Source organism: Haloarcula sp. H-hyl2, from assembly GCF_056934385.1.
This window is the reverse complement of the sequence record NZ_JBRIIJ010000001.1, coordinates 1661345-1685688: the sequence shown is the minus strand read 5'-3', so window position 1 is coordinate 1685688 and position 24344 is coordinate 1661345. Positions and strand designations below refer to the sequence as shown.

The 24344-nt window shown below is 59.8% G+C and carries 26 protein-coding genes, 1 tRNA gene, 1 other RNA gene and 1 pseudogene; 13 read left to right on the top strand and 16 right to left on the bottom strand.

The features are described from left to right. Nucleotides 1-33: 33 nt before the first annotated feature. Nucleotides 34-1089 (bottom strand): glycosyltransferase family 4 protein, encoded by a 1056-nt coding sequence (locus Hhyl2_RS08730; protein WP_483550353.1) that lies wholly within the window; start codon nt 1087-1089, stop codon nt 34-36. Nucleotides 1090-1169: 80 nt separating this feature from the next. On the opposite strand from Hhyl2_RS08730, the gene Hhyl2_RS08725 reads away from it, so the two are divergent. From Hhyl2_RS08725 to Hhyl2_RS08710, 4 genes are all read left to right on the top strand, one after another. Continuing rightward, complete coding sequence (locus Hhyl2_RS08725) at nt 1170-1457, top strand: ribonuclease P protein component 4 (RefSeq protein WP_483550352.1); 288 nt, start codon at nt 1170-1172, stop codon at nt 1455-1457. A 52-nt stretch (nt 1458-1509) separates the two neighbouring features. Continuing rightward, entirely contained in the window at nt 1510-1758 is a 249-nt protein-coding gene (locus tag Hhyl2_RS08720) for a YhbY family RNA-binding protein (RefSeq protein ID WP_483550351.1), read from the top strand. Next, nucleotides 1755-2663: a mechanosensitive ion channel family protein gene (locus Hhyl2_RS08715; protein ID WP_483550350.1), complete on the top strand. Its 909-nt coding sequence runs from the start codon at nt 1755-1757 to the stop codon at nt 2661-2663. Before Hhyl2_RS08720 ends, Hhyl2_RS08715 begins: the two co-directional genes overlap by 4 nt. Before the next feature lie 271 nt (nt 2664-2934). After that, nucleotides 2935-3249: a nucleoside triphosphate pyrophosphohydrolase gene (locus Hhyl2_RS08710; protein WP_483550349.1), complete on the top strand. Its 315-nt coding sequence runs from the start codon at nt 2935-2937 to the stop codon at nt 3247-3249. Nucleotides 3250-3446: 197 nt separating this feature from the next. Here the strand turns inward: Hhyl2_RS08710 and ffs are convergent. Further along, an RNA gene (gene ffs / locus Hhyl2_RS08705) (signal recognition particle sRNA) lies at nt 3447-3758 on the bottom strand. Between the two features lie 61 nt (nt 3759-3819). After that, complete coding sequence (locus Hhyl2_RS08700) at nt 3820-4233, bottom strand: DUF7548 family protein (protein WP_483550348.1); 414 nt, start codon at nt 4231-4233, stop codon at nt 3820-3822. A 79-nt stretch (nt 4234-4312) separates the two neighbouring features. On the opposite strand from Hhyl2_RS08700, the gene Hhyl2_RS08695 reads away from it, so the two are divergent. Next, a complete protein-coding gene (locus Hhyl2_RS08695) occupies nt 4313-4591 on the top strand; it encodes a DUF5798 family protein (RefSeq protein WP_483550347.1) in 279 nt (92 codons plus the stop codon). Between the two features lie 14 nt (nt 4592-4605). Here Hhyl2_RS08695 and Hhyl2_RS08690 read toward each other — a convergent pair whose 3' ends face one another. Further along, entirely contained in the window at nt 4606-5232 is a 627-nt protein-coding gene (locus tag Hhyl2_RS08690; protein ID WP_483550346.1) for an RAD55 family ATPase, read from the bottom strand. A gap of 178 nt (nt 5233-5410) precedes the next feature. On the opposite strand from Hhyl2_RS08690, the gene Hhyl2_RS08685 reads away from it, so the two are divergent. Further along, nucleotides 5411-5485 (top strand) — tRNA-Arg (locus tag Hhyl2_RS08685). 405 nt (nt 5486-5890) lie between these two features. Here the strand turns inward: Hhyl2_RS08685 and Hhyl2_RS08680 are convergent. Beyond that, a complete protein-coding gene (locus tag Hhyl2_RS08680) occupies nt 5891-6217 on the bottom strand; it encodes a DUF5615 family PIN-like protein (RefSeq protein WP_483550345.1) in 327 nt (108 codons plus the stop codon). Next, complete coding sequence (locus tag Hhyl2_RS08675) at nt 6218-6490, bottom strand: DUF433 domain-containing protein (RefSeq protein WP_483550344.1); 273 nt, start codon at nt 6488-6490, stop codon at nt 6218-6220. Nucleotides 6491-7096: 606 nt separating this feature from the next. On the opposite strand from Hhyl2_RS08675, the gene Hhyl2_RS08670 reads away from it, so the two are divergent. From Hhyl2_RS08670 to Hhyl2_RS08655, 4 genes are all read left to right on the top strand, one after another. After that, nucleotides 7097-7774 carry a helix-turn-helix domain-containing protein gene (locus Hhyl2_RS08670; protein ID WP_483550343.1) on the top strand — a complete coding sequence of 226 codons (678 nt, stop codon included), beginning with the start codon at nt 7097-7099 and terminating at the stop codon, nt 7772-7774. A gap of 38 nt (nt 7775-7812) precedes the next feature. Continuing rightward, the gene (locus tag Hhyl2_RS08665) at nt 7813-8652 is read left to right on the top strand and encodes an oxidoreductase (protein ID WP_483550342.1); all 840 of its coding nucleotides are present in this window, start codon (nt 7813-7815) and stop codon (nt 8650-8652) included. Nucleotides 8653-9121: 469 nt separating this feature from the next. Next, nucleotides 9122-9805, top strand: coding sequence for a nucleotidyltransferase domain-containing protein (locus Hhyl2_RS08660; RefSeq protein WP_483550341.1), 684 nt, complete (start codon nt 9122-9124; stop codon nt 9803-9805). Nucleotides 9806-9807: 2 nt separating this feature from the next. Beyond that, nucleotides 9808-10302 (top strand): DUF8154 family protein, encoded by a 495-nt coding sequence (locus Hhyl2_RS08655; protein ID WP_483550340.1) that lies wholly within the window; start codon nt 9808-9810, stop codon nt 10300-10302. A gap of 425 nt (nt 10303-10727) precedes the next feature. Here Hhyl2_RS08655 and Hhyl2_RS08650 read toward each other — a convergent pair whose 3' ends face one another. Next, nucleotides 10728-10868: a hypothetical protein gene (locus Hhyl2_RS08650; protein WP_483550339.1), complete on the bottom strand. Its 141-nt coding sequence runs from the start codon at nt 10866-10868 to the stop codon at nt 10728-10730. Nucleotides 10869-10893: 25 nt separating this feature from the next. Further along, nucleotides 10894-11382, bottom strand: a complete 489-nt coding sequence (locus Hhyl2_RS08645; RefSeq protein WP_483550338.1) for a type II toxin-antitoxin system death-on-curing family toxin — start codon at nt 11380-11382, stop codon at nt 10894-10896. A 458-nt stretch (nt 11383-11840) separates the two neighbouring features. Here Hhyl2_RS08645 and Hhyl2_RS08640 point away from each other — a divergent pair, with 458 nt between their 5' ends. Continuing rightward, nucleotides 11841-13229, top strand: a complete 1389-nt coding sequence (locus Hhyl2_RS08640) for an ATP-binding protein (RefSeq protein WP_483550337.1) — start codon at nt 11841-11843, stop codon at nt 13227-13229. 286 nt (nt 13230-13515) lie between these two features. Here the strand turns inward: Hhyl2_RS08640 and Hhyl2_RS08635 are convergent, their stop codons facing one another. The 6 genes from Hhyl2_RS08635 to Hhyl2_RS08610 form a co-directional block, all read right to left on the bottom strand. Continuing rightward, nucleotides 13516-14166, bottom strand: a complete 651-nt coding sequence (locus tag Hhyl2_RS08635; protein WP_483550336.1) for a hypothetical protein — start codon at nt 14164-14166, stop codon at nt 13516-13518. Between the two features lie 4 nt (nt 14167-14170). Beyond that, complete coding sequence (locus tag Hhyl2_RS08630; protein WP_483550335.1) at nt 14171-15040, bottom strand: carbohydrate ABC transporter permease; 870 nt, start codon at nt 15038-15040, stop codon at nt 14171-14173. Next, complete coding sequence (locus tag Hhyl2_RS08625) at nt 15033-15953, bottom strand: carbohydrate ABC transporter permease (protein ID WP_483550334.1); 921 nt, start codon at nt 15951-15953, stop codon at nt 15033-15035. The genes Hhyl2_RS08630 and Hhyl2_RS08625 overlap by 8 nt, the downstream gene beginning before the upstream one ends. A gap of 2 nt (nt 15954-15955) precedes the next feature. Further along, complete coding sequence (locus Hhyl2_RS08620; protein ID WP_483550333.1) at nt 15956-17329, bottom strand: extracellular solute-binding protein; 1374 nt, start codon at nt 17327-17329, stop codon at nt 15956-15958. Between the two features lie 42 nt (nt 17330-17371). Beyond that, entirely contained in the window at nt 17372-18511 is a 1140-nt protein-coding gene (locus Hhyl2_RS08615; RefSeq protein WP_483550332.1) for an ABC transporter ATP-binding protein, read from the bottom strand. A 61-nt stretch (nt 18512-18572) separates the two neighbouring features. Then, nucleotides 18573-20540 (bottom strand): glycoside hydrolase family 32 protein, encoded by a 1968-nt coding sequence (locus tag Hhyl2_RS08610; RefSeq protein ID WP_483550331.1) that lies wholly within the window; start codon nt 20538-20540, stop codon nt 18573-18575. A 266-nt stretch (nt 20541-20806) separates the two neighbouring features. Here Hhyl2_RS08610 and Hhyl2_RS08605 point away from each other — a divergent pair, with 266 nt between their 5' ends. Together Hhyl2_RS08605 and Hhyl2_RS08600 are read left to right on the top strand one after the other, a co-directional pair. Then, the gene (locus tag Hhyl2_RS08605; RefSeq protein WP_483550330.1) at nt 20807-23026 is read left to right on the top strand and encodes a TrmB family transcriptional regulator; all 2220 of its coding nucleotides are present in this window, start codon (nt 20807-20809) and stop codon (nt 23024-23026) included. A gap of 73 nt (nt 23027-23099) precedes the next feature. After that, nucleotides 23100-23455: pseudogene (locus Hhyl2_RS08600) on the top strand (ATP-binding cassette domain-containing protein); the annotation flags it as partial. Between the two features lie 77 nt (nt 23456-23532). Here the strand turns inward: Hhyl2_RS08600 and Hhyl2_RS08595 are convergent. Together Hhyl2_RS08595 and Hhyl2_RS08590 are read right to left on the bottom strand one after the other, a co-directional pair. After that, nucleotides 23533-23958, bottom strand: a complete 426-nt coding sequence (locus Hhyl2_RS08595) for a DUF8036 family membrane protein (RefSeq protein WP_483550329.1) — start codon at nt 23956-23958, stop codon at nt 23533-23535. Beyond that, nucleotides 23948-24238 (bottom strand): ArsR/SmtB family transcription factor, encoded by a 291-nt coding sequence (locus tag Hhyl2_RS08590; protein ID WP_483550328.1) that lies wholly within the window; start codon nt 24236-24238, stop codon nt 23948-23950. Before Hhyl2_RS08590 ends, Hhyl2_RS08595 begins: the two co-directional genes overlap by 11 nt. Nucleotides 24239-24344: the final 106 nt, after the last annotated feature.

Genomic DNA, 24344 nt, shown 5'->3' with positions numbered 1-24344 from the left:
GCGACCACAGAGTGCGACGGGCGGGACGGCGGCTCAGACAAGTTCCGCGTAGGTCTCGACGAGTCGGTCGGCGACCCGGTCCAGGCCGTGTTCGCGGGCCGTCTCTTTCGCGTTCTCGCCGAGTCGCTCGCGCAGGTCTGGGTTCTCGGCCAGTCGGTCCAGCGCCGCCCGGAACTCCGCTTCGTCCTCGCAGATGAGACAGTCGTGGCCGTCCTCGTAGTACTCACGGAAGACGGGAATGTCCGAGAGGACGACGGCCTTCCCGCAGGCCATCGCTTCGAGGACGGCGATCCCCTGGTTCTCGGCTTTCGTCGGGAAGAGGTAGACGTCCCCGGCGCCGAACGCCCCCCGGATGTCGTCGATCCAGCCCGTGAACGTGACGTTCTCGGGCGGGTCGTTGACCCACCGCTTGACCGGCTTGGAGGCCTGTGGGCCGTCGTCGTAGGGGCCGAACCACGCGAAGTCGTAGTCGGTCGCCTCTGCGAGTTCACAGAACGTCGTCAGCCCCTTGCGTTCGAAGACGTTACCGACGGCGAAGACGACCATCCCGTCGAGGTCGTACCGCTTCCGGTAGGACTCGCGGGTCTCCTCGAAGCCCGCCAGCGCGTCGATGTCGACGCCGTTGGTGATCGGCCGGATGGGTGCTTCGACCGGATAGGATTCGAGGATCCCCTTCGTGTACTCGGAGGGGCAGAGTACGAGGTCGGCCTTCGAGTAGAACCACTGGAGGTACTCGCCCAGCGCCGGCGCGACGAGGTTGGCCCCCCGAAAGCTCTCCCTGAAATCCTCGCGGGTGACGTGAGCGTGCAGGACCAGCGGGACGTCGTTGGCGTTGGCGTGCCGTGCGACGGCGACCGACCCAGGCCCGATCATGTTGCAGTGGGCCAGATCGTACTCCCGGAAGACGGGGTCGTCGAAGGCGAGGTTCCCGCCCAGGGCCCAGCCAGGGTGCCCGTCGTGCCACGGGGTGGTCAGCACCTCCAGATCCGTATCGGCCTGTGAGAGGGCCGCTCGCTGCTGGTCGACGGAGGTCCCGATGCCCGACCGGTCAAGCCGGCCTTCGAGTTCGAGGTAGTTCAGGACGCGCACGGGTCGGGAGAGGCCGGCCGTCCTCAAATTCCTACCGACTCTCCGGAAGGCATTTTCCCGCCACCCCCGAAACACGAGCGATGACAGACGAGACGGCCATCGCCCGCGAGCGAATCGAGCGCCTCCAGTCGCTCGCGCGCGAGGCGGTCCGTGAGGGCAACCCCGACCGCGCCAGGGCCTACGTCAGGCGCGCGAAACGCGTCGCCGAACGGCAACGGCTCCGCCTCCCCCGAAGTTTCGAGCGCTCGACGTGTGAAAATTGTGATGTGTTCCTGGTGCACGGGGTCAACGCACGTGCTCGGACACAGTCTGGGCACGTCGTCGTCACCTGTGAATGTGGTGCACAGTCGCGCTACCCGTACGATTAGGATTTCTTTACGACTGCTGGTTTTATATGTCTCTCTTCGCTAGGAGAGTTACATGTCAGACACGAGTCGACAACAGGAGATTCATAATCTCGATACGACACTTCGCGTCGGGAAACACGGCATCGAATCGGTCGCCGACGAACTCGCCGACCAGCTCACCGAACGGTCGTTCGTGAAGGTGAAGTTCCTGCGGGCGGCCCGCGGCGGGACGACGACCGAGGACCTCGCTGCCGACCTCGCTGCCCTCGTCGACGCCGACGTTGTCCGGTGCCGCGGGCACACGGCGGTGTTCGAACGATGATGCAGACCACGCCCACCGGTGGGACGACCGGCAACGGGGCGATCGCGAGCTTCCTGGACACGCTCGGAATCCCCTACGCCGATGCTATCGGGGCCGCGATCACGTTCGTCATCGCGTTCGCCGTCATCTACATCGTCGGGAAGGCGGTCCTCCTTCCCATCGTCGACCGGGCGCTCAAATCCCGCGACCTCGACGCCCACGCACGCCGGCCGCTGAAGAAGGTCGCCAGCATCCTCGTGATCTTCGTCGCTATCGCCGTCGCCTTCGGCTTCGCTGGCTACGGTGACTTCCTGCAGTCGCTTGCGACGGTCGCCGCCGCGGCGACGCTCGCTATCGGCTTCGCGATGCAGGACGTCATCAAGAACTTCGTCGCCGGCGTGTTCATCTACACCGACAAGCCGTTCCGGATCGGCGACTGGATCGAGTGGGACGGGAACTCGGGTATCGTCGAGGACATCAGCCTGCGGGTCTCTCGCGTCCGAACGTTCGACAACGAACTGCTGACGGTCCCCAACTCCAACCTGACCGACGGCGTCATCAAGAACCCCGTCGCGAAGGAGCAACTGCGCCTGCAGTTCCTCTTTGGCATCGGCTACGACGACGACATCGACACGGCCACCGAGATCATCATCGAGGAGGCCGAGGCCCACCCGGACATTCTGGACGACCCCGGTCCGTCCGTGCGCCTGACGGAACTCGGCGACTCCTCGGTCGGTCTCAAGTCCCGTGTCTGGATCTCTGATCCCAGCCGCAGCGACTTCGTGAAGACCAAAGCCGAGTACGTCAAGGCGGTCAAGGAGCGGTTCGACGAGGAGGGCATCGACATCCCCTACCCGAACCGCACGCTCAGTGGTGGGCTGGACATCGCTGGCTTCGAGAACGTCGCCGAAGCCGCGGACGACTAGACCCCACTTTTTACGCGGGGGGTTCGGCGAGCGCACCGCGCTCGCTTCAACCCCCGCGCAAAAATTTGGGGAAAAACTGCCGGACGTCGCGCTCTTCGAGCGCTCGTCCGGTGAAACCGCGCCTCCGGCGCGGTATGCTCGGTGGTTAGCCTGCCTTTCCCCGTCTTCGCGGCACGGAGGCCGCGAACGGCCAGCGCGGTTGTCTCCTGAGCAGGTACTCTTCGGCAGTCTCGACCACCAGCCATTTTGTCCGGTGGGCTGTGGCTCGGGTATGGCCCGTGAGTACGACAAACTCGTCCGTGACGACATCCCCGCGATCATCGAGGCCGACGGCGAGACGCCGGTGACTCACGTCGCAGCCGACGAGGAGTACGGTGACCGACTCGCCGAGAAACTGGTCGAAGAAGCGACCGAGTACCGCCAGGACGGCACCGTCGCAGAACTGGCAGACGTTCTCGAAGTGCTCCATGCGCTCCGGCGCTATCACGGTGTCTCCGAGGAGGAACTGGCAGCCACGCGCGAACAGAAGGCCGAGGAACGCGGGCGTTTCGAGGACGGTATCGTTCTGGAGCGAGTCGAGCGGTAGCGGTGCAGTGGCCGGGAACGAGAGCTGCGACGGCAGTCGCAGCCGAGCGACCTGGGGAAGAGCAGGGCTGTGAGTGAAGCATCCGGCGGCTCCGCCGCCGGCGCGAGTTCCGCTTTTTCGCCCACGTTTTTCGAGGAGAGGTTCGCTCGCAGCGGCCGCTGCGCGCGAACCCGACGATGAAAAAGGTGGTATGAATGGTGCGGACCCCGGAATTGCCCGGCGTTCGGTCGTGGGTAATCCCGTTCGCCTCCTCCACCCCGCGACCCCACGAGCGACGGGTGTCCGATGGTCCGCTGCTCACTTCCGTGCCTGGCGGAGTGCCATCGATCAACCACGCGAGCGCATCCCTGCAGATGCGATCCCGTGGACCGCCGTCCCCGCGGGACGAGGCTTCCACGTTAGCTTACGGGGTCCACGCCCGTCAGACCGGACGCCCCCGGGTTTCGGTCCCCGCTGATGACCATAGTGCGGGTTGTGAGGGGGGCCAAACCCCCCGACCTAGTCCACTTGGAAAATCAGCCGCCGTAACTTAAGGACCTTTCGGATGCCAGACCGCCCGACGGCGAGAGCCTATACCAGTCCGAGTGCATGTGCGAACCACGCTGCACCCGCCGGAACCGGGAGCCCGGCCACGACGACGGCCCAGCGGTGGTGCTCCATGAGGGTCGATTCGGTCAGTCCCAGCACGAGGCTCTGGGGGACGGTCACGGCCCAGAACAGCGAGAGGCCGACGACGAACAGTCCGAGGACGATTCCCGCGCCAGCAGCGATGCTCGGGTCCGAGCGACCCTCGCGGCCCGCCGCCAGGACGATGAGCGCGATCAAGGCGAGCGTCGCCGGCACGAGCGGCGTCAGTGCGCCGGCGTCGTAGTATGCCCCGACGGCACTCGTCGTCTCGACCAGCAGGTACGGCACGGCGAGCGTGACGACGTACAACAGGCACCCGGCGATGCCCACGGCGGGCGCGACACGGAGGTCGTTCATACCGGCGCTGGGGCTGGCGGCGTCTTAACACCGACGTTCGAACGAAACGGGGAAATGGGCCCTGGCGTAACCGGGAGGTATGGGACTGGGCTCGACCGCCAAGAAGGTACAGAAGGTCGCGGACGTCGCCGACGAACTCTACTCGAAGGTCAACGAACTGAAATCACAGCTTCAGGAGCTCCGCGGGACCGTCGAGGAGACCAACGACCACGTCGAGGATCTGGATCGGGAACTGGCCGAACAGCGCGCTATCCTCGCTGCACTGGCCGAACAACAGGGGATCGACGTCGACGCGGTTCGCACCGAGGCGCTGATCGACGACGCCGAGGCTGGCAACGAGGCCGACAGCGACGAGTAGCTGTCTGTGTCGCCCTACGGGCCGACGTGCGTGTGCCCGCGGTCGATATCGACGGTGAACTCGCCGTCCCGGTCGAACTCGACGACGCCGTCGAAGAGCTGGCTGAGCATGTTCATCGTCTCCGCGCCGTGTGCGGTCGACTCGATGGTGTAGAGGCCGATGGCGTCGGCGTTCTCCACCCGCGAGGTGAACACGTGCATGAACCGGAAGACCGTCTGGAGGTTCGAATAGAGCAACTGCGTCGTCATCGAATCGACCACGACGCGGATCTGATCGACCTCGGCGTCGTAGGATTCGACCAGTTCGGAGAATTCGATTCCGATCTCTGTCATGGCTGTCGGTGACGGAGTGTACGTGATGTCTTCGCGATCGTCGACCGAGCGGCCCATGTGTTTCGTGACGGCGTCGATGACATTGAGTGGGGCCGTACCCCTATCGTCGACGTGGCGATTGTACTCCGTGAGCATCCGGTCGGCGCTGTCACGTGTCGTGATGAGAATACCACCGTCTCCGTTTACAGCCCCACTGGCAAGCGTCTCCAGGGCGAGCCGGCGCTTTCCGGTCAGCGGTGGGCCGGCGATAAGTATGTTCGTTCCCGGTGGGACCGTTACTCCGGCTAATTGATGTCCAAGATCGTACATATAGCCCCTAATTCGTCTCGGCAGCGACACTGACCCCCGTTGGCCACCGTCGACTGTCTTACACGATACGTTCTTGGACCCTACATTTATCGTTTATGTATCATTCTGGGTAGGTTTCACGCCGCCTGCTTTCGAATCGGTTGGTTTAACAGTGGGCCCGGAAATAGGTGAGAGTACAGGGCGCTTAGCTCAGCCTGGACAGAGTGCTTGGCTTCGGACCAAACCGTCGGGGGTTCAAATCCCTCAGCGCCCGTAGAATTTTGCGGCGAACAAACCGTGAGCCGCAAATTCGCCATCTGAGGATTTGAACCCTGGAAGACGAGCGATAGCGAGTCTTCATCCGGTTCAAATCCCTCAGCGCCCGTATAAATTAATACGGCAGAATTTGGCTCTTACAAACCTTCTACCCGCCATATAGTGCGCTGTGCCTTCAGTCCCTTTCGTTCGACAATTGAACGGTCCCGAATTGGAGTAACGCTCTCCGGTGGTGCGCGTCCATCTGCACAGAGATACTCAATCGCAAGTTGGTGCAGCATCATCCGTGATCGGTAACTCGATGGCATCGAGAACCTACAGTAGGTCTATCAGTTGGATCGTACTGAGTATCGAGAGTCAATATAGCACACCGACCTCGTTCCTGTCAGCTACTTGTATTTGCTTAGACCCATCCATCGGGGACACTCTCGGTAATCTCAGACGGGTCTGCGTACGCTCGTTCGATTTTCTGCACAGCAGCGACTACATCTCCTGGTGACGGGTCGTCTATTTGGTCGTATAGTAGCAGGCCATGATTACCGCCGGCGACGAAGAAATCGTCATCGTTCGTGAAGACGACCCAATCGTGCGTTTCAGCATATGCGGCGATATCTGCATCCGATGTATCGTGTTCGAGCACATCGTCAACAGTAGCTACAGTTATACCATCGGCTAGCTCGAACGCATCGATGTATTTCTGGGCAGAATTTTGGTCGAAGAGGATCCGCATCTACTCGGTACGACTCTGGTCGGCGATGGATTGGTTTCGCGCCGTTTTCTGTGCCCGGAGCGTCTCCATCAGTTCGGGATGGTCGTCGTAGTATTTAGTGGCCGCCTCGACCTGTGCGATATCAAGATCCAGTTGGTCGGCAGTTTCCTCGACGGACCAGCCGACTTCCCGCACCAGCTCGCCGACCTGCAGGACGCCGACTCGGGTCCCCTCAAGACGAGGCTTTCCGTGTAGTACGTCAGGTGTCTTCACGATCTGGACCGTCGAACTCATAGAAAAACGTACGCCGCGTAGTGTACTAAGACGTTGGGGTGATTATTCGGCCACTGCGACGCGGTACTCTGTAGGCGAGACGGTCAAATTTCCAATAGTTCTTACACCCTCGAATTTGGTCACCACAGGCCCAACAAGGACATTCGTTCACCACTCGAACGAACGCCCTCAGCGCCCGTATCAGTTGATACGACGAAATATTCGGCCTACAAGCGTTCTACGGCCTAAATTTTCCTTCATCGGTTCAGTTCCTTTCGTTCGACAGTCGAACGAATTCGAATTGGCGTAGTGTCGTCCGGTGATTCGCGTACATCTACACAGGCCGGTTAAATGAAACCCGCTCGCCAATTGAGGCAGCATTATCTCTAGTGTCTGTGACTCACTGACTTCGAGAACCTGCAGGGCCCCTGTCAAGAGATTCGTGCTGAAAATAGAAGGTATAGTCAGCAATCCGAATACGAACATCTTTGTGAACCACCTCGAAGATGGACATTCGATAGGCCGTCGGTACTTGCCATTTTGAGATGCGATCACCCTCTGGAACGACCACGGGGTATGAATCTCGAACCACTGTCGATTATGTCGTTCGGCACCATTCACCCGGTTATGGCAATCGTCGCAGAGATTCTACTCGCCGACCCCTCGTTGCCCCTGACCGGCCTCGCGCGAGCGCTACCGAGTCGTGAGATCTCGGTCGCCAACGCGGTGCGACTTGAAGACGGTCACCATCTCGTTACTATCAGTGTCGATGATGAGTCGAAAGATGTCTTTGAGCGAGAACTGGACGCACAATCCGAGATTACCCACGTCGAGCCGATTGGAAAGACGACAGACGGATGGTTCTACCAAGTGACTATCGACGGGGGATCCGAACTGTTCGACTCTCACGACCCGGCGGAAGTCGAGGGGACGCTGATGGAGGCCGCAATGACCGACGAGGGCCTGCGGGAACTGAAGGTGTTCTCGGACTACGAGGCGTTCAGTACGCTTCGAGACAGATGTGAGGGACACGGGATTCCGTTCGAACTGTTAAACATCGCGTCGGACCCCGAAAACCCTGGCGAGCGGGACCAGTTCGGACTCACGGACAAGCAGTACCGAGCACTTTCTACCGCACTTGAAGGAGGGTATTACGACTCCCCACGGGATATGTCGACCGAGGAACTCGCTGCAGAGTTGGATATCACTGCCCCAGCAGCGTCAGACCTCCTTCGCCGTGCCGAACGGCAACTCATCAGCCAGACGCTCGGTCCAGAGCAGTATTTAAACACACTTACTGCTTAGCATCACTCTCTCCACTCTGCTAGGTGTCTGTTACGGTGATGACGAACACACCGAACCGCGTTGCCATCATCACTGGCGCATCGTCTGGAATCGGGAAAGCGACGGCCGAAACCCTAGCTGAGGACGGACTCACAGTTGTTCTCAGTGCCCGTCGCGTCGAAAAACTCGACGCACTTGCAGATCGTATCGAATCGAATGGTGGAGATGCTCTCGTCGTCCCAGCGGATATGACCGACGACAACGACCTCGTCTCGCTCGTCGAGACGGTCACCGACGAGTTCGGTCGGATCGACGTTCTCGTCAACGCTGCTGGGTTCGGTCTCTTCGGCAGCGTCGAAGAGACGCCGATCGATGAGGCTCGGTACCAGTTCGATGTCAACATATTCGGCCTCGCCCGCCTCACCCAACTCGTCATTCCCGTCATGCGCGAACAGCACAGCGGAACGATCATCAACATCAGCAGCATGGGCGGAAAGGTCTGGACGCCACTGGGTGCGTGGTATCACGCCACGAAACACGCGCTAGAGGGGTGGAGTGACTGTCTGCGCTACGAACTCGCACCGCATGGCATAGACGTGGTCGTCGTCGAACCGGGCGCGATCGACACCGAATGGGGCGACATCATGGTGGACGGGTTACTCGAACGCAGTGGAGACGGGCCCTACGCGAAGATGGCACAAGACGTCGCTGACGCGTCCCGTGAGAACGGCTCGGACGGGTCAGATCCCGAAGTCATTGCCACTACCATCAGCAACGCCGTCCGTTCCGACGATGCTAAGAACCGATATGTTGCAGGGAAGTACGCCAAACCCATGATCGCTCTCCGTAGATTTGGCGGTGACCGCGTCTACGACCGTGTCGTCGACTACATGGTTTGAGGTAAAGGCCGACACCGTGAGCGCTGTTTGACCGATACGCGCGCTGTATTCAGCATGAATCACACAGACAGTCTGAAATCTGACAGGTAGCCAGTATTCAAACCCTTGAATTTGAGCGTCTCGGGCCCAACAAGGGGATTCGTTCGCCAGCCAAGCGAGCGCCCTCAGCGCCCGTCGCCGATTTTCGTGGTTCTAACCGACAGACGGCGGAGGCCTGGTATTGCTCAAGAACGCAGTGTCGTTGCTTTCGTTCGGATTCCGAACGAACCACCTTGCTATCACAGATTCCCTTTTTCAACTGGGCACGTTCGACTATAGTAGCCATTGAAAGTCAATGCACACCCGACCGCACGACGGCAGTGCAATCGGTGTGTAAATCGTTTCAATTGTTACTATAGTGTGGACTAACCGACTCACTGTCGGAGATACGGCGCAACATTTTTGCACATTACCCAAGGTATTGCATAATATGCAAGAGGGTGCGCGAGTGTGTCTCGACTTCCCGCTCCCTGACGAGCGAATCTTCCGCTATCAGGCGATGCAGGATATCCTTCACCACCTCGTCAACAATCCGTTCGAAGGCTTCACACAGCAGGAGCTGGCGACGATAACCGGGGCAGACGTGTCTTCGATTTCCCGTTCCGTAGACCTGCTCTCTCAGGTCGGCGTCGTAACCGTCGCAGACGGAGTCCCGTCGCAGATCCGTATCGATCAGGGCCATCTCGAACGGTCGGATCCGCTGTTTTCGGTTCCACAGCCGCAGTTCAGACCACCGATAGACAGATTCATCGACGAACTCACGGACCGGGTGGATTCGACAGATGCAGTGACCGATCTCATCGGTGTCGTTCTCTTCGGCAGCGTCGCTCGTGGCGATGCCGACCGCAGTAGCGACATCGACCTCTTCGTCGTCGTTGACGGCGACGGCACGCACGGTCGCCGTCTCGGGACCAAAATTGCCCGAGAGCTCGAAGAAGAACAGTTCGATGGCGACCGGTACCAGTTCGAAGTGCTGGTCGAAACACCCGACAGTGCACGGTCGCGTGGCGACCGTCTCACAGAGATATTCGACGAGGGTATCGTCCTGCTCCAGACCGACCGCTTCGGTGAGATACGGGACGCAGCATACCGATCCGCTGCGGAGGGGAAATAGGGATGCCGATCGACCTCGACGATATCGAGCCACTCCTGTCCGATGCTGAAGCCGCTTTCCGACGGGGCGGACAGGAGACGGAGAGCGGTCTGGAGGTTTCCGATGCCGGGTTCGTCCAGCTACGGAAGGCGTGCCGGTCACTCTCTGGCGGTGATCGGCTTCTGGCTGACGGATTCTATACGCTCGCTATCGAATCCGCGTTCACCTCGATAGAGAAGACGTTCATGTTCTGGCTCATCGCTGAAGGCCACCAGGGCCCAGCGAATCCACCCCAGTCACACACGACGGCTATCAAACGGAGTGCGACTGTCGGATTCATATCCACCGAAACGGCAGATCGACTCGTCGACCTCTGGACCGAAAACCGGGCACAGACCTACTACCAAGACGGGAAGGCGACACGGGAGCGTGCCGAGGCGATGATAGCGCTCGCAGATCGGATCCATTCGCTCGTCGTCAATCTCGTCGGCGTGCAGCACGAGTGTGTCTGTGAGTGAATATTTTTCCGAAACCCGAACCACGGGCGAATTGAACTGCCCGATTTGTACAGTCTCAGGTCCAACAAGGACATTCGTTCACCACTCGAACGAACGCCCTCAGCGCCCGTATCGGTTAATTCGCCGGAATATTTGCCCTACAAGTGTTCTACGTCCCAAATCTGATCTTTCGTCACGGTCCCTTTCGTTCGACAGTCGAACGGTTCCGAATTGGAGCAGTGTCGTCCGGTGATTCGCGTACATCTACACAGGTTTTCTTAGAGAAAATCAATCGCCAATTGAGGCAACTACGCTAGTGTCGGTGACTCCTGGCTTTGAGAACCTGCAGGGGTTCTATCAAGAAATTCGTGCTGAGTATAGAGGGTACGTCTGTCAGACTCGCCAACGTCTGCCAGGCAACAGTACGTCCAGTGTAGCCGTGACCGTCACTCGTTTTCGAGCGCGTCGTAGACATCCCGGTTCGCCTCCCGGTCGCTCGCCGCGACCCGTCGGACGAGTTCGCTCCGGATGTCTTCCATCACTTCGTCGAGCGGAGACCCGGACTCGGACTCTTCTTCGGTCGCCATGTGCGAACTGTCGTGCCGAGCGGGATTAATGATTCGGGTCCGACGAGCCATCAGTCAGTTCGTCCAGCCCATATCTGATGAGGTCGTCACGCCAGTCTTCGATTTCGCCGACTAGATCGATCTCCTCGGTGTGGGACCGAAGGTATTCGACGACGTCCGTCTGATCGACGTTCGCTTCGTCAGTACCGAACTGCTTGAGGATCGATCTGATTTCACTGGTGTACTCGAAGCGGTATCCGTTGAGAAAGTAGAACACGACTGTCGTGTTGAGCGCGGTCCGCTTGTTCGCATCCACGAACGGATGGTTCGCGACTAACAACCGGAGGAGGTGGAACGCCTTCTCGTGAATCGTCTCGGGTCCCGTTCCGAAACGACCTTCTTCGATGAAGTTTAGGACGAACTCGATGTCGCCACGGTTCTTGATACCGCCAGGCGTGTCGGGGTACTCCGACACGATGTCGTCGTGGATGGTGAGCACATCCTCGACCGACGGATACCAGAACGAGTCGGCCATTCGATTCGGCGTTGTGTCCGAGTCAGGGTAACCCTTACTATCGGCTAAGTCAGGTTGCTACGGCAAACCCACTCGCGTTTTGTATTTACCACGACCCGAGTGTCTGATTTGAAACCTGATATTAGGGGCGTATTCAACCCCTCGAATTCGGATGTCTCAGGCTCAACAAGGGACTTCGTTCGTTACACGAACGAGCGCCCTCAGCGCCCGTGGCAGGTTTCTGCGGCTCGAACCACCAGACGAGACCGGGTTTATCGGTTGTGTGAACGGAATTCGAGAGCACGTTCGTTCGGAAACTGAACGATTCGCTGGAACTCATCTCGACAGTCGTGGCCACCCGTTGGTCCCGAGTCAATTCATATACCACCACCTCTCGATACAGACAGTAAAATCACGATTAGTAAAAAATAGATTTAGATAATCGAAGGAACTACCTTTCACTGGCCGAGACTGAGTGTATGGCTCTGCGTTTCGTCAATCGTGACGCCGAACTGGAGATGTTGGAGTCACGCTTCGAGAGCGACGAGGCAGAACTGGTCGTGGTGTACGGACGACGACGGCTCGGGAAGAGTGCGCTCGTTCGTGAGGCGGCTGCGGACCGGGAGAACACCGTATACTGGCAAGCAACCGAAGAAACCGAGGCGGCACAGCTATCGAACTTCGTCGAGACCGCCAGCGAGACGTTCCCACTTCTAGACGATATCCAGCGTGACTGGGAAGCACTTCTCCGTGCGCTCGGCCGGGAGGACGCGGTCGTGATTCTCGACGAGTTCCCGTACCTGATCGAGTCCAACGGGGCACTGCCGTCCAAGATTCAGCGTGTCTGGGACATGCACCTGCAGGAGACGGCGGCGACGCTGGTACTCGTGGGTTCGTCGATAAGCATCATGGAAGATAAGGTCCTCAGTGGTGGGAGCCCGTTGTACGGTCGTCGGACGGGTACTATCGATCTTCCACCGCTCGAGTTGGCCGACGCCAGAGCGTTCTATCCCGCAGACGACCCGGATTCGATCATCCAGTCGTGGGCTGTCTTCGGCGGGACACCGTTCTACTTACAGGCGCTCACGCCGTCGGCGTCGCTCGCGGAGAACATCCAGCGACATCTCCTCTCGGAACACGGCGTTCTCCACAACGAACCGGAGTTCCTGCTCCGCACGGAGTTTGGAATCCGAGAGCCACAGACGTACTACACCATCCTCCGGGCAATTGCGACCGGGAAACGGGCGGCCAACGAGATCGCCGACTTCGTCGGGGTCGACTCGAATACACTAGGATCGTACCTCTCGAAGCTCCGGCGACTCCGACTCGTCGAGCGCGATATCCCGGTGACTGCGAATCCGACCTCGACTCGGAAGAGTCGGTATCGGCTCCGCGAACCGCTGTTTCGGTTCTGGTTTCGCTACGTCTACGGACAGGAAGGCAAACTCACGCAACTGGGCGACGATGCATACGAGCAACTGGTCGAACCGACGTTCAGCGACTATATGGGGACGATGTTCGAGCAAGTCTGCCAGAACGCGCTCCCGTCGTTGATCCCGAAGGTGTACCAGGGAATCGGCTACTGGTGGCACCGACAGCACGAACTCGATGTCGTGGGACTCGCCGAGGACGGCACGCTCGTTGCGGGCGAGTGCAAGTACACCACGAGACAGATGTCGGAGGGTGACCTAGCCGATCTGGAGCGCAGTGCTGGCCAGATTCAGTGGTCTCCATCTGATGGTGCAGAGCGGAGAGATCATTACTGTTGTTTCTGCCGATCCGGGTTCTCTAACGACCTACGAGAGACGGCTGCCGAGCGGGACGATGTGTCGCTTTTCACTCCTGGCGAAATCGTGACAGACGGCTGAGTGTGCAGAGAGACGATTCCGAGGAAGACTTCGAGGACAGCCTGAGAAAGCCGTAGCAGTGATCTAATGGTAATCGTTCGCCATTCGAACGAGTTCCCTCAGCGCCCGTATCAGGTTTTCGGGGTTCAAACCGCCAGACAGCACCGCTGTCTGTATCGCTACGAACGCAGTGTTGTTGCTTTCGTTCGAACCCGGTAGTCACCTCTGAGAGAGAGGGTGGAGGTGACTGTGGGGTCGACGATGACAATCGGCCGAGCGAACTAGCCGTCTTGGGGGCTCTGAGCGACTACAGTGCTGCGAAACGTTCCTGAAGCGGTGATTCGGCAGTCTTCGAGTCCACCGTTTCGACGACAGCGACCTGTAGAGAGAACGCGAGGCCGGCGAACAGGAGTACGAATCCGATCGTCAAGAGCACAGTAACTACGAGCAAGAGAACACTCAGTAGCCCCATCGAGAGTGCCGGTGTCGGATGGGAGACAAGCCACCCGATCCCGTACCGGAACGCGTCGACAGGGTCGGCGCCGCGTGCGAGTGCGACGTACGTCGGCATCAACGCGAGCGCCAGATACAACGCAATATAGGCTGCCAGCAGCGCAATCGCTTCCCCGAGCAGTGATCGCTGCTGGATAGCTGTCAGGCCATACGTTCCGGCGACGACCGCGAACACGACCGGGAGACCGCTGAACACCAGACTCGCGATTCCGCGTTCTTTGAGTACTGTGAAGACACGGTCTCGGTCGATCCGATTCCGGTCGCTTCGGAGGCCCTGAATCGCGACGTACACCCCGAGCGTGGCCGGGCCGATCGTCACCAGTGGGACGGATGCGACGAACCAGAGCACACTGAGGAGCGTCAACGTGAGCCAGTTCCGGTACACGAAACCGGGGACCCCAGCGAATGCCGCGCGGAACGCGTCCTGGTCGGTCACAGCCGTCATGGTATCATCCCGTTCCAGCCTGCATCTGGACGCTGGAAATGAGTTTGTCCTGGAACAGCAAGAAGACGACGAACAACGGGAGCGACGCGATCGCCAGCGATGTCATGATGAGATTCGGCGCGAGCGCGTTAACGTCTCTGAGGATGACGACACCGATGGGGAGCGTATAGAGCTGGTCGTTGTTCAGCACGATCAGCGGCCAGAGGAACTGGTTCCAGCTCCAGATGAACACGAACAGGCCGAGTGCGGTCAGAATCGGCGTCGACAGCGGGAGGATGATCTGTGCGTAGATCCGGAACTGGGAGAACCCGTCGAGACGTGCGGCTTCTTCCAGTTCCTCCGGAATGTCGCGGAAGAACTGCACGAGCAGGAACACGCCGAGTGGGCCGGCCGCGAACGGCAGGATGATCGCCCAGTAGGAGTTCAGGAGCCCGAGGTCGTTGATCACGGTGTACAGCGGGATGATGTTCACGTACCCGGGAATCATGAAACTCGCCATGATGATGCCGAGGACGAGACTCTGTCCGGGCCACTCCAGGCGAGTGATCGAGAAGGCGATCATCGAGTCGACGACCAACACGATGAACGTGGTGATGCTAGCGATCAGCAGCGTATTCCACGCCCAGCGGTAGATAATCGGCTCTCTGAACAGGAATCGTTCCCAGACCGCGAAGGTCGTCTCCGGTGGAATCCAGAAGAATCCCCCATCGGACATGACGCTCAGCGGCGTCACCGAGAGTTCGAACATCCGGACGTAGGGGACGAAAAACACCGCTGCGAGGCCGTACATCACGAGGTAGAGCCCGAGACGGTACAGCGTATCGCGGTCTGTGAGACGGTCGACCAGCGACTCGGAGCGGTCTGCGTTACTCATCGTTCGTCCCCACGAGTACGTAGTTCAGTATCGATACGCCCACCAGGATTGCGAGGAGTGTGTACCCCACAGCTGCTCCGAACCCGAGCTCCCGGGCTCTGAAGCCGAGTTCGTAGAGGTAGACGACGAGTGTCTCTGTCTCGCCAACTGGACCCCCGTCGGTCATCAGGAACGGTTGCCCGAATACCTGAAACTGGAAGATCGTCGAGGCGATGACGACGAACAGGAGCGCGTTCTTCATGTGTGGCAGCGTGATGTCACGGAACATCCGCCACGGGCCGGCGCCGTCGAGTCGTGCTGCCTCGTACAGTCGTTCGGGCACGTTCTGTCGAGCGGCCAGCAGTACCGCGAAGTAGAACCCTGCCTGCCACCACACCGTCGTGATGACGATGGCCGGCATGGCCCAGAACTTCGAGTTCAGTGGTGAGCCCTCGAACAGCCAGCCGAGGAAGTACGTCCCGATACCGCTCTGGGCGAACATCTGTGACCAGACGATCGCCACGACGGAGACGGTTAGAACGTACGGACTGAAGTAGACGAACTGGAGGAGCCGACTCCCTTTGAGCTCCTTGTTCAGGCCGAGCGCGAGCACGAGACTGACGACGACGATGAGTGGAACCGTCAGTGCCACGAACTCGAGAGTGTTCCACAGGGCGTTCCAGAACGCCGGGTCGTTCACGAGCCGAGCGTAGTTGTCCAGCCCGATGAACGTCGACTCCGAGGGGTTGAGGAAGTTCCACTCGAAGAGGCTCATGTAGAGCCCCTTCAACAGCGGGAACAGCAGGAACGCGGCGAACAGCACGAGATAGGGGATGGCGAACACCAGCCCCATGATCGTCTCGCGCGTCGACCGCTCGAACATGCGCTCCCAGCGGGTGGACGTCTGACTACTCGTCAACGTATTCGTGTCCATGGTTATGCACTGTCGAGGGCGTTCTGTAGTTCACTCGCACTGGCTTCCACGCCAGCGGCGACGTCGGTGTTCTGCAGGTACATGTCGAGGAAGGGGCCCCAGAACCGGGAGCTGTTGATGTCGACAGGGGTCTGTGGCTGGTACTGGACCTGCCCGTCCGAGACCATGTCGTGCATCGTCGAGATCGTGCCGACCTCGTCCCACAGGACGGAACTCTGGACTGCACTGGACGTCGCGACGGACTTGGCCGACGGGAGGTGGCCACCGGCAGACGCCCATTCCGGGTTGTTCTGTGTGACGTACTCGGCGAACTCTACAGCCGCCTGCTTTTCGGCCTCGGTGTGGTTGTCGTTCTTCGGGAAGAACAGCGAGTTGGACTCACACCACGCGACATCTTCACCCTCGCCGGGGAACATGAACGGTTTCTCGAAGCTGAACGAGAGGTCGTCCATGAGTTCGCCCTCCTCGTTCTTGAAGTTGTTAACCGACCACGTCCCGGCGATGAACATCCCGAGTTTGTCGCCGATGAAGTTCTCTACACGCGCCGAATCGCTCTGGAACGTCGACGAATCCCACCCGAAGTCACCAGTGATGTTCGCCATCAACTCGGCAGTCTCCATCCCTGTCTCGTTGTTGTACGAGACCTCCAAATTACCGGGCTCTCCAGACAGGACTGTTCCACCAGCCTGACTGAGCGCACTGGTGTACGCGCGGAACGCCTCCTGTCCGGATTTCCAGTTGAGGAAGGAGAACGCGTTCGCGTCTGTCTCGCTGACGATCGTATCGCAGGCGTTGGAGAACGAGTCCCAGTCGGTAAAGTCCGGATCGACACCGGCCGAGTCGAGCACGTCGTTGTTGGTGTAGACTGCTTTCCCGTGGATGTCGATCGGCATCGCGTAGGTCGAGTCGTCGACCTGGAGGCTGTTCCAGGCGACGTCGAAGTACTCGTTTTTCGCCCCATCTGAGAGGTAGTCGTCGATGGGGTAGGTCACTGGCTCCAAGTGGCGACCGTAGGACCCGAAGAAGGTCATGACGTGGGGGGAGCTGTTGGCGTTGACTCCCGTGAACACCTTGTTCAGGAACTCACCGAACGGAACTCCCTGTGCGTTGACCTGGATCCCGTTGTCCTGCTGGTTGAACTCGTCGATGAGCGAGGTCATGACCTCGCGCTCTTTCGCGCCGAAGTAGTACCAGAAGGTGATTTCGACGTCCCCACTGTTCGAACTCCCGCCGGAACTGCCACTGGAGGTGCTCCCGGTCAGACCGCCACACCCAGCGACCCCCGCAGTGAGTGCTGCACCGGCCGCGCTCAGAACCTGCCGCCGATCGATTGCCGAACTGTGCCGCCCGCCGTCCGTGCTGTCATGCCGTGACATGATTATCTAGATTAACCACTATAGTTATTAATCTTGCTGTCTCTATGCTGTTGCCGACGAATCGCTCGATCCAGCCGAAACTGGCGTCTCTACGACCAGATTCTCGCCAGTCGATCCATCGAAGACGTGCACGTGTTCGGGTGGGAAGGTGAATTCGATCCGCTCACCTTCCTCGAATCGCGTGTTCCCGTCGACCCGGACCGTCCACTCGGCGTCCCCTTTCGAGAGGTAGAGATAGTTGTCGCTCCCCTCGTGTTCGAGCACGTCCAGCGTCGCGTTGATGGGATCTCGCTCCTCTGGATCGACTCGGATGTGTTCCGGTCGGATACCAAGGACGAGGTCGTCGGTGGTACTGCCGTTCCGAACTGCCTCCGCGAGCTGTGGATCGAGTTCGTACTCGAACTCGTCCCCGTAGAGGACACCGTTTTCCAGGCGGGTATCGAAGAAATTCATCGACGGCGACCCGATGAAGTCCGCGACGAACTTGTTGGCGGGCTCTGCGTAGACCTCCGCCGGTGTTCCGAGTTGCTGGATCGTCCCATCCGAGAGGATCACGATCCGATCCGACATCGTCATCGCCTCGGTCTGGTCGTGTGTGACGTACACCGACGTTGTCTCGAGTTCCTCCTGGATCCGCTGGAGTTCGGTCCGCATGTGGAGGCGGAGCTTCGCGTCGAGGTTGCTCAGCGGTTCGTCGAACAGGAACACTTCGGGCTTGCGTACGATCGCACGCCCTGTCGCCACGCGTTGTTGCTGCCCTCCCGAGAGGTTGTTCGGTTTCTTGTCGAGTAAGTCCCCGATACCCATCATCTCGGCCGTCTCCTCGACACGGCGTTGGATGTCCTCGCTGTCGAGGTCCGTGGTCAGTTTCAGCCCGTAGGACATGTTCTGGCGGACGCTCATGTGGGGATACAGCGCGTAGTTCTGGAAGACCATCGCCACACCACGGTTCTGTGGGGCGATGTTGTTGACGACCGTCTCCCCGATTCTGATCTCGCCGCCCGAGATGTCTTCGAGCCCCGCGATCATCCGAAGCAGCGTGGACTTCCCGGAGCCCGATGGGCCGACGATCGTGAGAAATTCCCCGTCTCGGATGTCGAGACTTACGTCTTCGACGGCTGTGATCGTGCTGGCATCGGAGTCATACTCCTTACGTACATTGTCTATCGTGATACGACTCATCCTGCCAATCCCTCTCTGTCACTACCACTTCAACTTTTCCCAATGAAAGTGGAGAATCTTCTCAGGGCGCGAGTTCCCACACGTCGAGCGACTCTACCGTCACGTCACGGTCGCGCGCGTACAAATCGAGACCCTTGCTGTCGTGACGAGTCGGATAGATCCGGGTCGAGAGACACTGTGCGTCGTTGGCGAACACTTCGACGACGGACCGATCGACGAACAGGTGGAGTGTGAGAGATCCGTCGTCGAGGTTTATCGGCATCACTTCTGGGGTATCACAGGCGGCCTCGCTCGTCGACGAGCGGGATCGATCGATCTCCAGTTCCCGCTTCCAGCTCTTACAGCGGACCACCGTCTTCTCTTCGTCGTCAGGCGTCGAACGAAGCACGAGACCGAACTCACCGGCATTCGCTGCATCGACCGTGATTTTCAGTTCGAGCGTATCACCTTCGATGGCGTCGAGTACTCCGGAATCGCCTGGTTCGAGAGTAAGGTCTGAGAAGGTGTGATGGGTCCCGCGAAGTTGTTTGAGTTCGTCTGCGGGTGTGATCCGGGGCTGCCCATCTGCCGTGAGTGAAACCTCTCGTGGGATCGAAACCGCACCGGACCACCCAGCATCCCACTGGGCCGCCTCGTCACGATCCTCTTTCAGCCATCCGAACATCAGTGTCCGTCCCGATTCGTCTTCGAACGACTGTGGTGCGTAGAAGACGCCGTGATCGACTCTGCCCCTGTCGTCTGGGTCGAAGCGGTTCGCTTCCTCGTCGTACTCCCCGACGAAGTACCAGACGTTCGTATAGTCCGAGACGTGGAGGAGCGATCCGTTCTCGAAGTGCAAGAGTTCTGGGCACTCCCAGATCGGCCCGGTCTTGCGCCAGTCACCGGAGAGGATCGGGTTACAGTACTCCCACTCGACGAGATCATCCGACCGGTAGAGGAAGGCAGTTCCGCCCTCCTCGTCGATCCCGGATCCGATCAGCTGATACCACGTTTCACCGGTCCGCCAGACACTGTGATCCCGGAATTCGGCCGTCCAGTTGATCGTCTCGAAGACGTCTACACCCTCGGGTGCGCCGTCTAACAGTGGATTCTCCTCGGCCTTCGTCCACTCGGTCAGCGCAGGGTCGTCTGCCCGAGCCAGACAGGGGAGTTGAGATTGTCCGGCGCTACCGGTATACAAGACGGCAGGGTCGCCGTCGTCGTCGACGAAGCACCCCGAGAAGCAGCCGTCGGCGTCCGGCCCGTCCGGGTCGGGGGTCAACGCGATCGGTTCGTCCTCCCACGTTACCAGGTCGTCCGAGACGGCGTGACCCCAGTGGATCGTCCCGTGATACGGGCCGGCGGGGTTGTACTGATAGAAGAGGTGGTACCGCCCGTTCCACTGGACGAGCCCGTTCGGGTCGTTGATCCAGTTCGCCGGCGGGGTGAAATGGTACGCAGGCCTGTGGTTTGAGTCCGGAACCTCGTCACGGAGTGCCTGCAACTCTCGACTTCCCTTCGGTCGTCCGACCGTCTCAGGGTCGTCGCCGTCTCCACTCAGGTACCGCTCGATGTTGGTGACGAGCGTCGATTGGTGGTCGCTGTCGATATCGGTCAGGCCGTGCCCGACGCCCACGACACGTCCGTCGCCGACGCTCCAGTGGAGTATCGACTTCCGGGCAGGCACGTCTTCGCCGTCGATACGACTCGCAGCGAACACGTCGCCGTCCTTCGGGGTAATCGACTCGTAGTGGACTGCCACGGCGTCACCTGTTGGTGCGGCCTCTGTCCGTAGTCCCTCGATTCCGTCGAAGAGTGCGTGATTACAAAACGCACGATTGACGAGAAATCCCGCGGAGTCGCCCTGGATTCGCCCGATGGTATCGGGACTGTGTGACTCTATTCCTATCTCTGCGGCTGCTTCCATCGCCCCGTGAGTGAGAAGCAGTCCGCCTCCGGACTCGACGTATGCGAGTAGTTCCGGCCCTGCTACGGCGAGCGCATCGTACGCGGCCTCGTCTAATGCCGAGCGCCGATGCCACCATAGCATATCGTACTCGTTCAGATTTGTTGTATCGAGATCGCGGAGCGATACGCTGTCGGACTCCGTTTCAGCGCCCTCAGACGGGCCGACAGTGAGACGGGCAGTCTGTGAAGAGAAGTCAGCAGAACAGGCCGAGCCTCTATATTCCATATTCACAACTATCGTGGTGGTTCCTTAAGCCTTATCTGTCTGAGCGCGGTACTATATGACATGGGCCATGTCCGGATAGCCGTTCAGAAAACGGCTTATTGCCGAACCCTGATATTCGAACAATGACCGCCGAAGACGAGGCCAAGATGGCTCTCCTGCGCGAGACGATGGAGGCCAACGCCGACTTCACGACCTACGAGACAGAGGTGTATCTCGCGCTCGTCCGCGGGGGGGCACAGACGTTCACCGAGGTAGCTGAAACGAGTGACGTCCCCAAACAGCGGGTCTACGACATCGTCGACGATCTGCAGAACCGGGGCTTCGTCGAGGTCATCGACGATTATCCGAAGAAGGCCTACGCTGTCGACCCATCCGAGGCGATCTCTTCCATCCGCGACCGGCTCTCACAGGCCGAGGAATACCTCGAAGAACTGTACGATACGATCGACACGGTCGAAAGCGGCATCGCGCTGTTCAAGAGCGAGAGCACGATCCAAAAATACGTCCGGGAACTGCTCCAGACTGCCGAACGCGATATCTTCCTGTTACTGCCGGTCGGCCAGCTCTCGTCGGTCGCAGATATTCTAGACCAGTGTGAGGCGCAGCAACTCCGTCTCATCCTCTCGAACGTCTCTCCGGAGTCGAACGACGTCTCCGAACTCGACACGGCTGTTCCCGATACTGTCGACGAACTCCGCGTCGTCTCGACGAGTGAAGACTTCGTCCTCACGGTCGATCGCCGTCGCGGGATGTACTGGGTACAGGAGGGCCACGAATACCACGAGAGCGAGGGCCAGGGGTATTACGTCACGAACCCCAGTCTGACGATGGTGCTGGATCGGTTCGTCTCGGAGTCGATCTGGCCGCTCGCACGGTCCGTCGACCACGGGTCTCGTCGTCCGTCACTCCCGAAAGAGTACATCCGGATCCGCGATTGCCTCGCTGATATCTCGGTGTTGACCGAGAGCCGGCCTGTCGATTCGTTCACTGTCTCGATCGACGGGTACGATACGCAGACGGGCGAAACTGTCAGCTTGGAGGGGACGCTGACCAGCTACTACTACACCGAGTACGACATCCGGGCCTCGTTCACGCTCAGCACGGAATCGACTGCCAACGATGTCGAGTCCTCGCTGGTGACCGTCGGTGGGGTCGGAACCCGGAACGTCGACTATGCGGCACACAACATCGAACTCAGCGAAAACGGTGTGACTCACGCCGACGAACTGGACAGTGAGACGGCACGCCACCTGGAGACGTGTCGGTCCGAACTCCCGACGGAGTTCGGCAACGAGTCCGTCGTCACCTGTTTCGATGCGTTTATCGACCGGATCAGAGAGTTCGTGACCAGGAAGCCAGGTACGGACTACGAACGGATTCGAAAGTTCGACGACTTCCGGGAAGCACTCGTCCGCTTCGAAGCCAGCGAGTCGGCGCCACGTATCGAATGGCGCGAGACCGACACGGAACCGGGCGGACACGTCGCTCACGTCGGTGGGGTATTCGACGAGTTGCGATACGACGTGACGCTCCTTGGACAGCTCGGCAACCCGATCCGGTCCGAGTTCACACGCGAGTTCAGAGACCAGCAACTCATCAGCCTCGGGCAGACGACGAGTACGGACTACGTCTGGTTCGAAGATCGGAAGTTCCTCCTCACCGAGCCCAACCCGGAGATCCTCGACTGGGACCGGGTCACCGACCGCATCGACGTCTCCACGCTCGCAGAGCACGTCAACGATGCCGCGATTCTGACGATGGGTACGTGGTTCGCGACCCCTGAACTGCCCGATATCCTCGACGGCCTCCGAACCGAGCTCTGGCCGATCCTGAACTCGCCGCCGCCACACGTCCACATCCACCCTGGCGAGATCAGCCAGTTGTCGGATGCGGAGATCAGAGCGGGGTGTGAATCGATCGCCGCTCTCGACGACCTCGTCCCCGTGACCGTGACCGCGAATCGGAGTGAAACCCGGCGATTCAGGGATGCACTGGTGATGGACGAGAGCGATTCCTCGTCGCCGACGGTCGAACAGGTCCGTGACGAGATCGGGATCACGCGGTTCGTTCTCCACTCCCAGCGAGGGGCCACGCTTGCCTCGCCGGACGAGGTCATCTCCGTCCAGGCACCACAGGTCGTCAATCCGCGTCAGATTCGAAACGTCACCGCTCACTTCATCAGTGGACTGGCGCTCGGACTCGCTGAGGGGCTATCCGATGGAGCCGCGCTCGTTCTGGCAAACTCGGTCGCCGGGTACTTCATGCGCCACGACAAGGCGCCGACACCGCAGGAGCTCCGGTCGTTCGTCGCGGCGTACGACTCGTTTTTCGCAGAGTCGTAGACGAGTGACCTGTTCCTCGTAACGGAGTGAAACGACTACCACTTGGCGTGTTCGACGAGTCCGCCGTCGTCCACAGCTCACGTGGATCGCGATGGTCCTCGCACAGGAGACGAACGTTTTGCTGCTGGACGAGCCAACGACGTTTCTCGACTTACACCATCAACTCGAAGTGATGGAGATCATCGAGACGCTTCGGGACGAGAGCGAGATGACAGTCGTTGTCGTGTTGCACGATGTACAGCAGGCAGCTCGCCTCGCCGACGAGATGGTTGCTCTCAAATCCGGCGAGGTTAGAGCCCGGGGCCCTCCAGCGGAGGTCGTGACCGAGGACCTCCTCGCGGATGTCTTCGAGATCGACGCCGATGTGACAGTCACACCCGCGGACCACAGATCGAGCCACTCGGTCCTCGCCACGATGCGGACCGATAGGAGTCTCTTGCTCCCCACAGCTGCCAAGCCCGAACCCCCGAGGCTTTCTCACGTGTCGACATCCACATTCGTCACGTTCACGTCTGGCTCTGATAGATGAGCACGACGATCGCCAGCCCGACGAAGAGGTCCGGGAGAAAGACGAAGGGGCCGATGTTCGGGCTCGGCCGGAACCCGAGGAGGTTGTGGACGATCGGATTCGAGGTGAACGCGTACAGCAAGAGTGCGAGACTCAACAGGAGAAGACTCGCCGTGTACTTGTTCGGGAGGTCCTGGTACAGGCCACCGTAGATTCGCGCGAGTCCCAGCAGGAGGACGAGGTTCAGTGTCGTGAAGAACACTTCCGCCTGTATCAACAGTTCCACACGCTGCGGGAGTGAGCGTCCGGGGGGCCCGTGTGCTGGAATCGGTATCGCCAGCACGACCGCTACGGCGACTACGCCTCCGACGATGGCGGCGACCAGTGTGGTTCGCAGGGGTGTGTTCGTCAGTTCAGACGTCATCGTCCACCCCCGCCTGTTCGGCTACGTCCCCCAGAATGTCGAGGTGCCTGGTCATTCTCTCGGTGAGGAAGTACATCTGCCCGTAGTTGTCACCCTCCGTGGTGACGACGTCGTTCTCTTCGAGTACCTCCAGATGGTGTTGCACGGTCTTGTAGTTCAGATCGAGGTCGTTCGACAGTTGGTTCGTGTTCCGTGGCTGTGCGTCGAGTGCGCGGACGATCCGCAACCGGTTCCGACCGCCGCGGGAGCCACCGATGAGCCACCAGAGCAACTGCCGCATCTACGGGATGTACAGAGATTCTGTGAATATGTGTTCTGTTTCACCCTCGGATACTCGCTGGGGACGTGAGTGACCTCCTCCACGGGCTGAAGGCCGTGGCATCCGG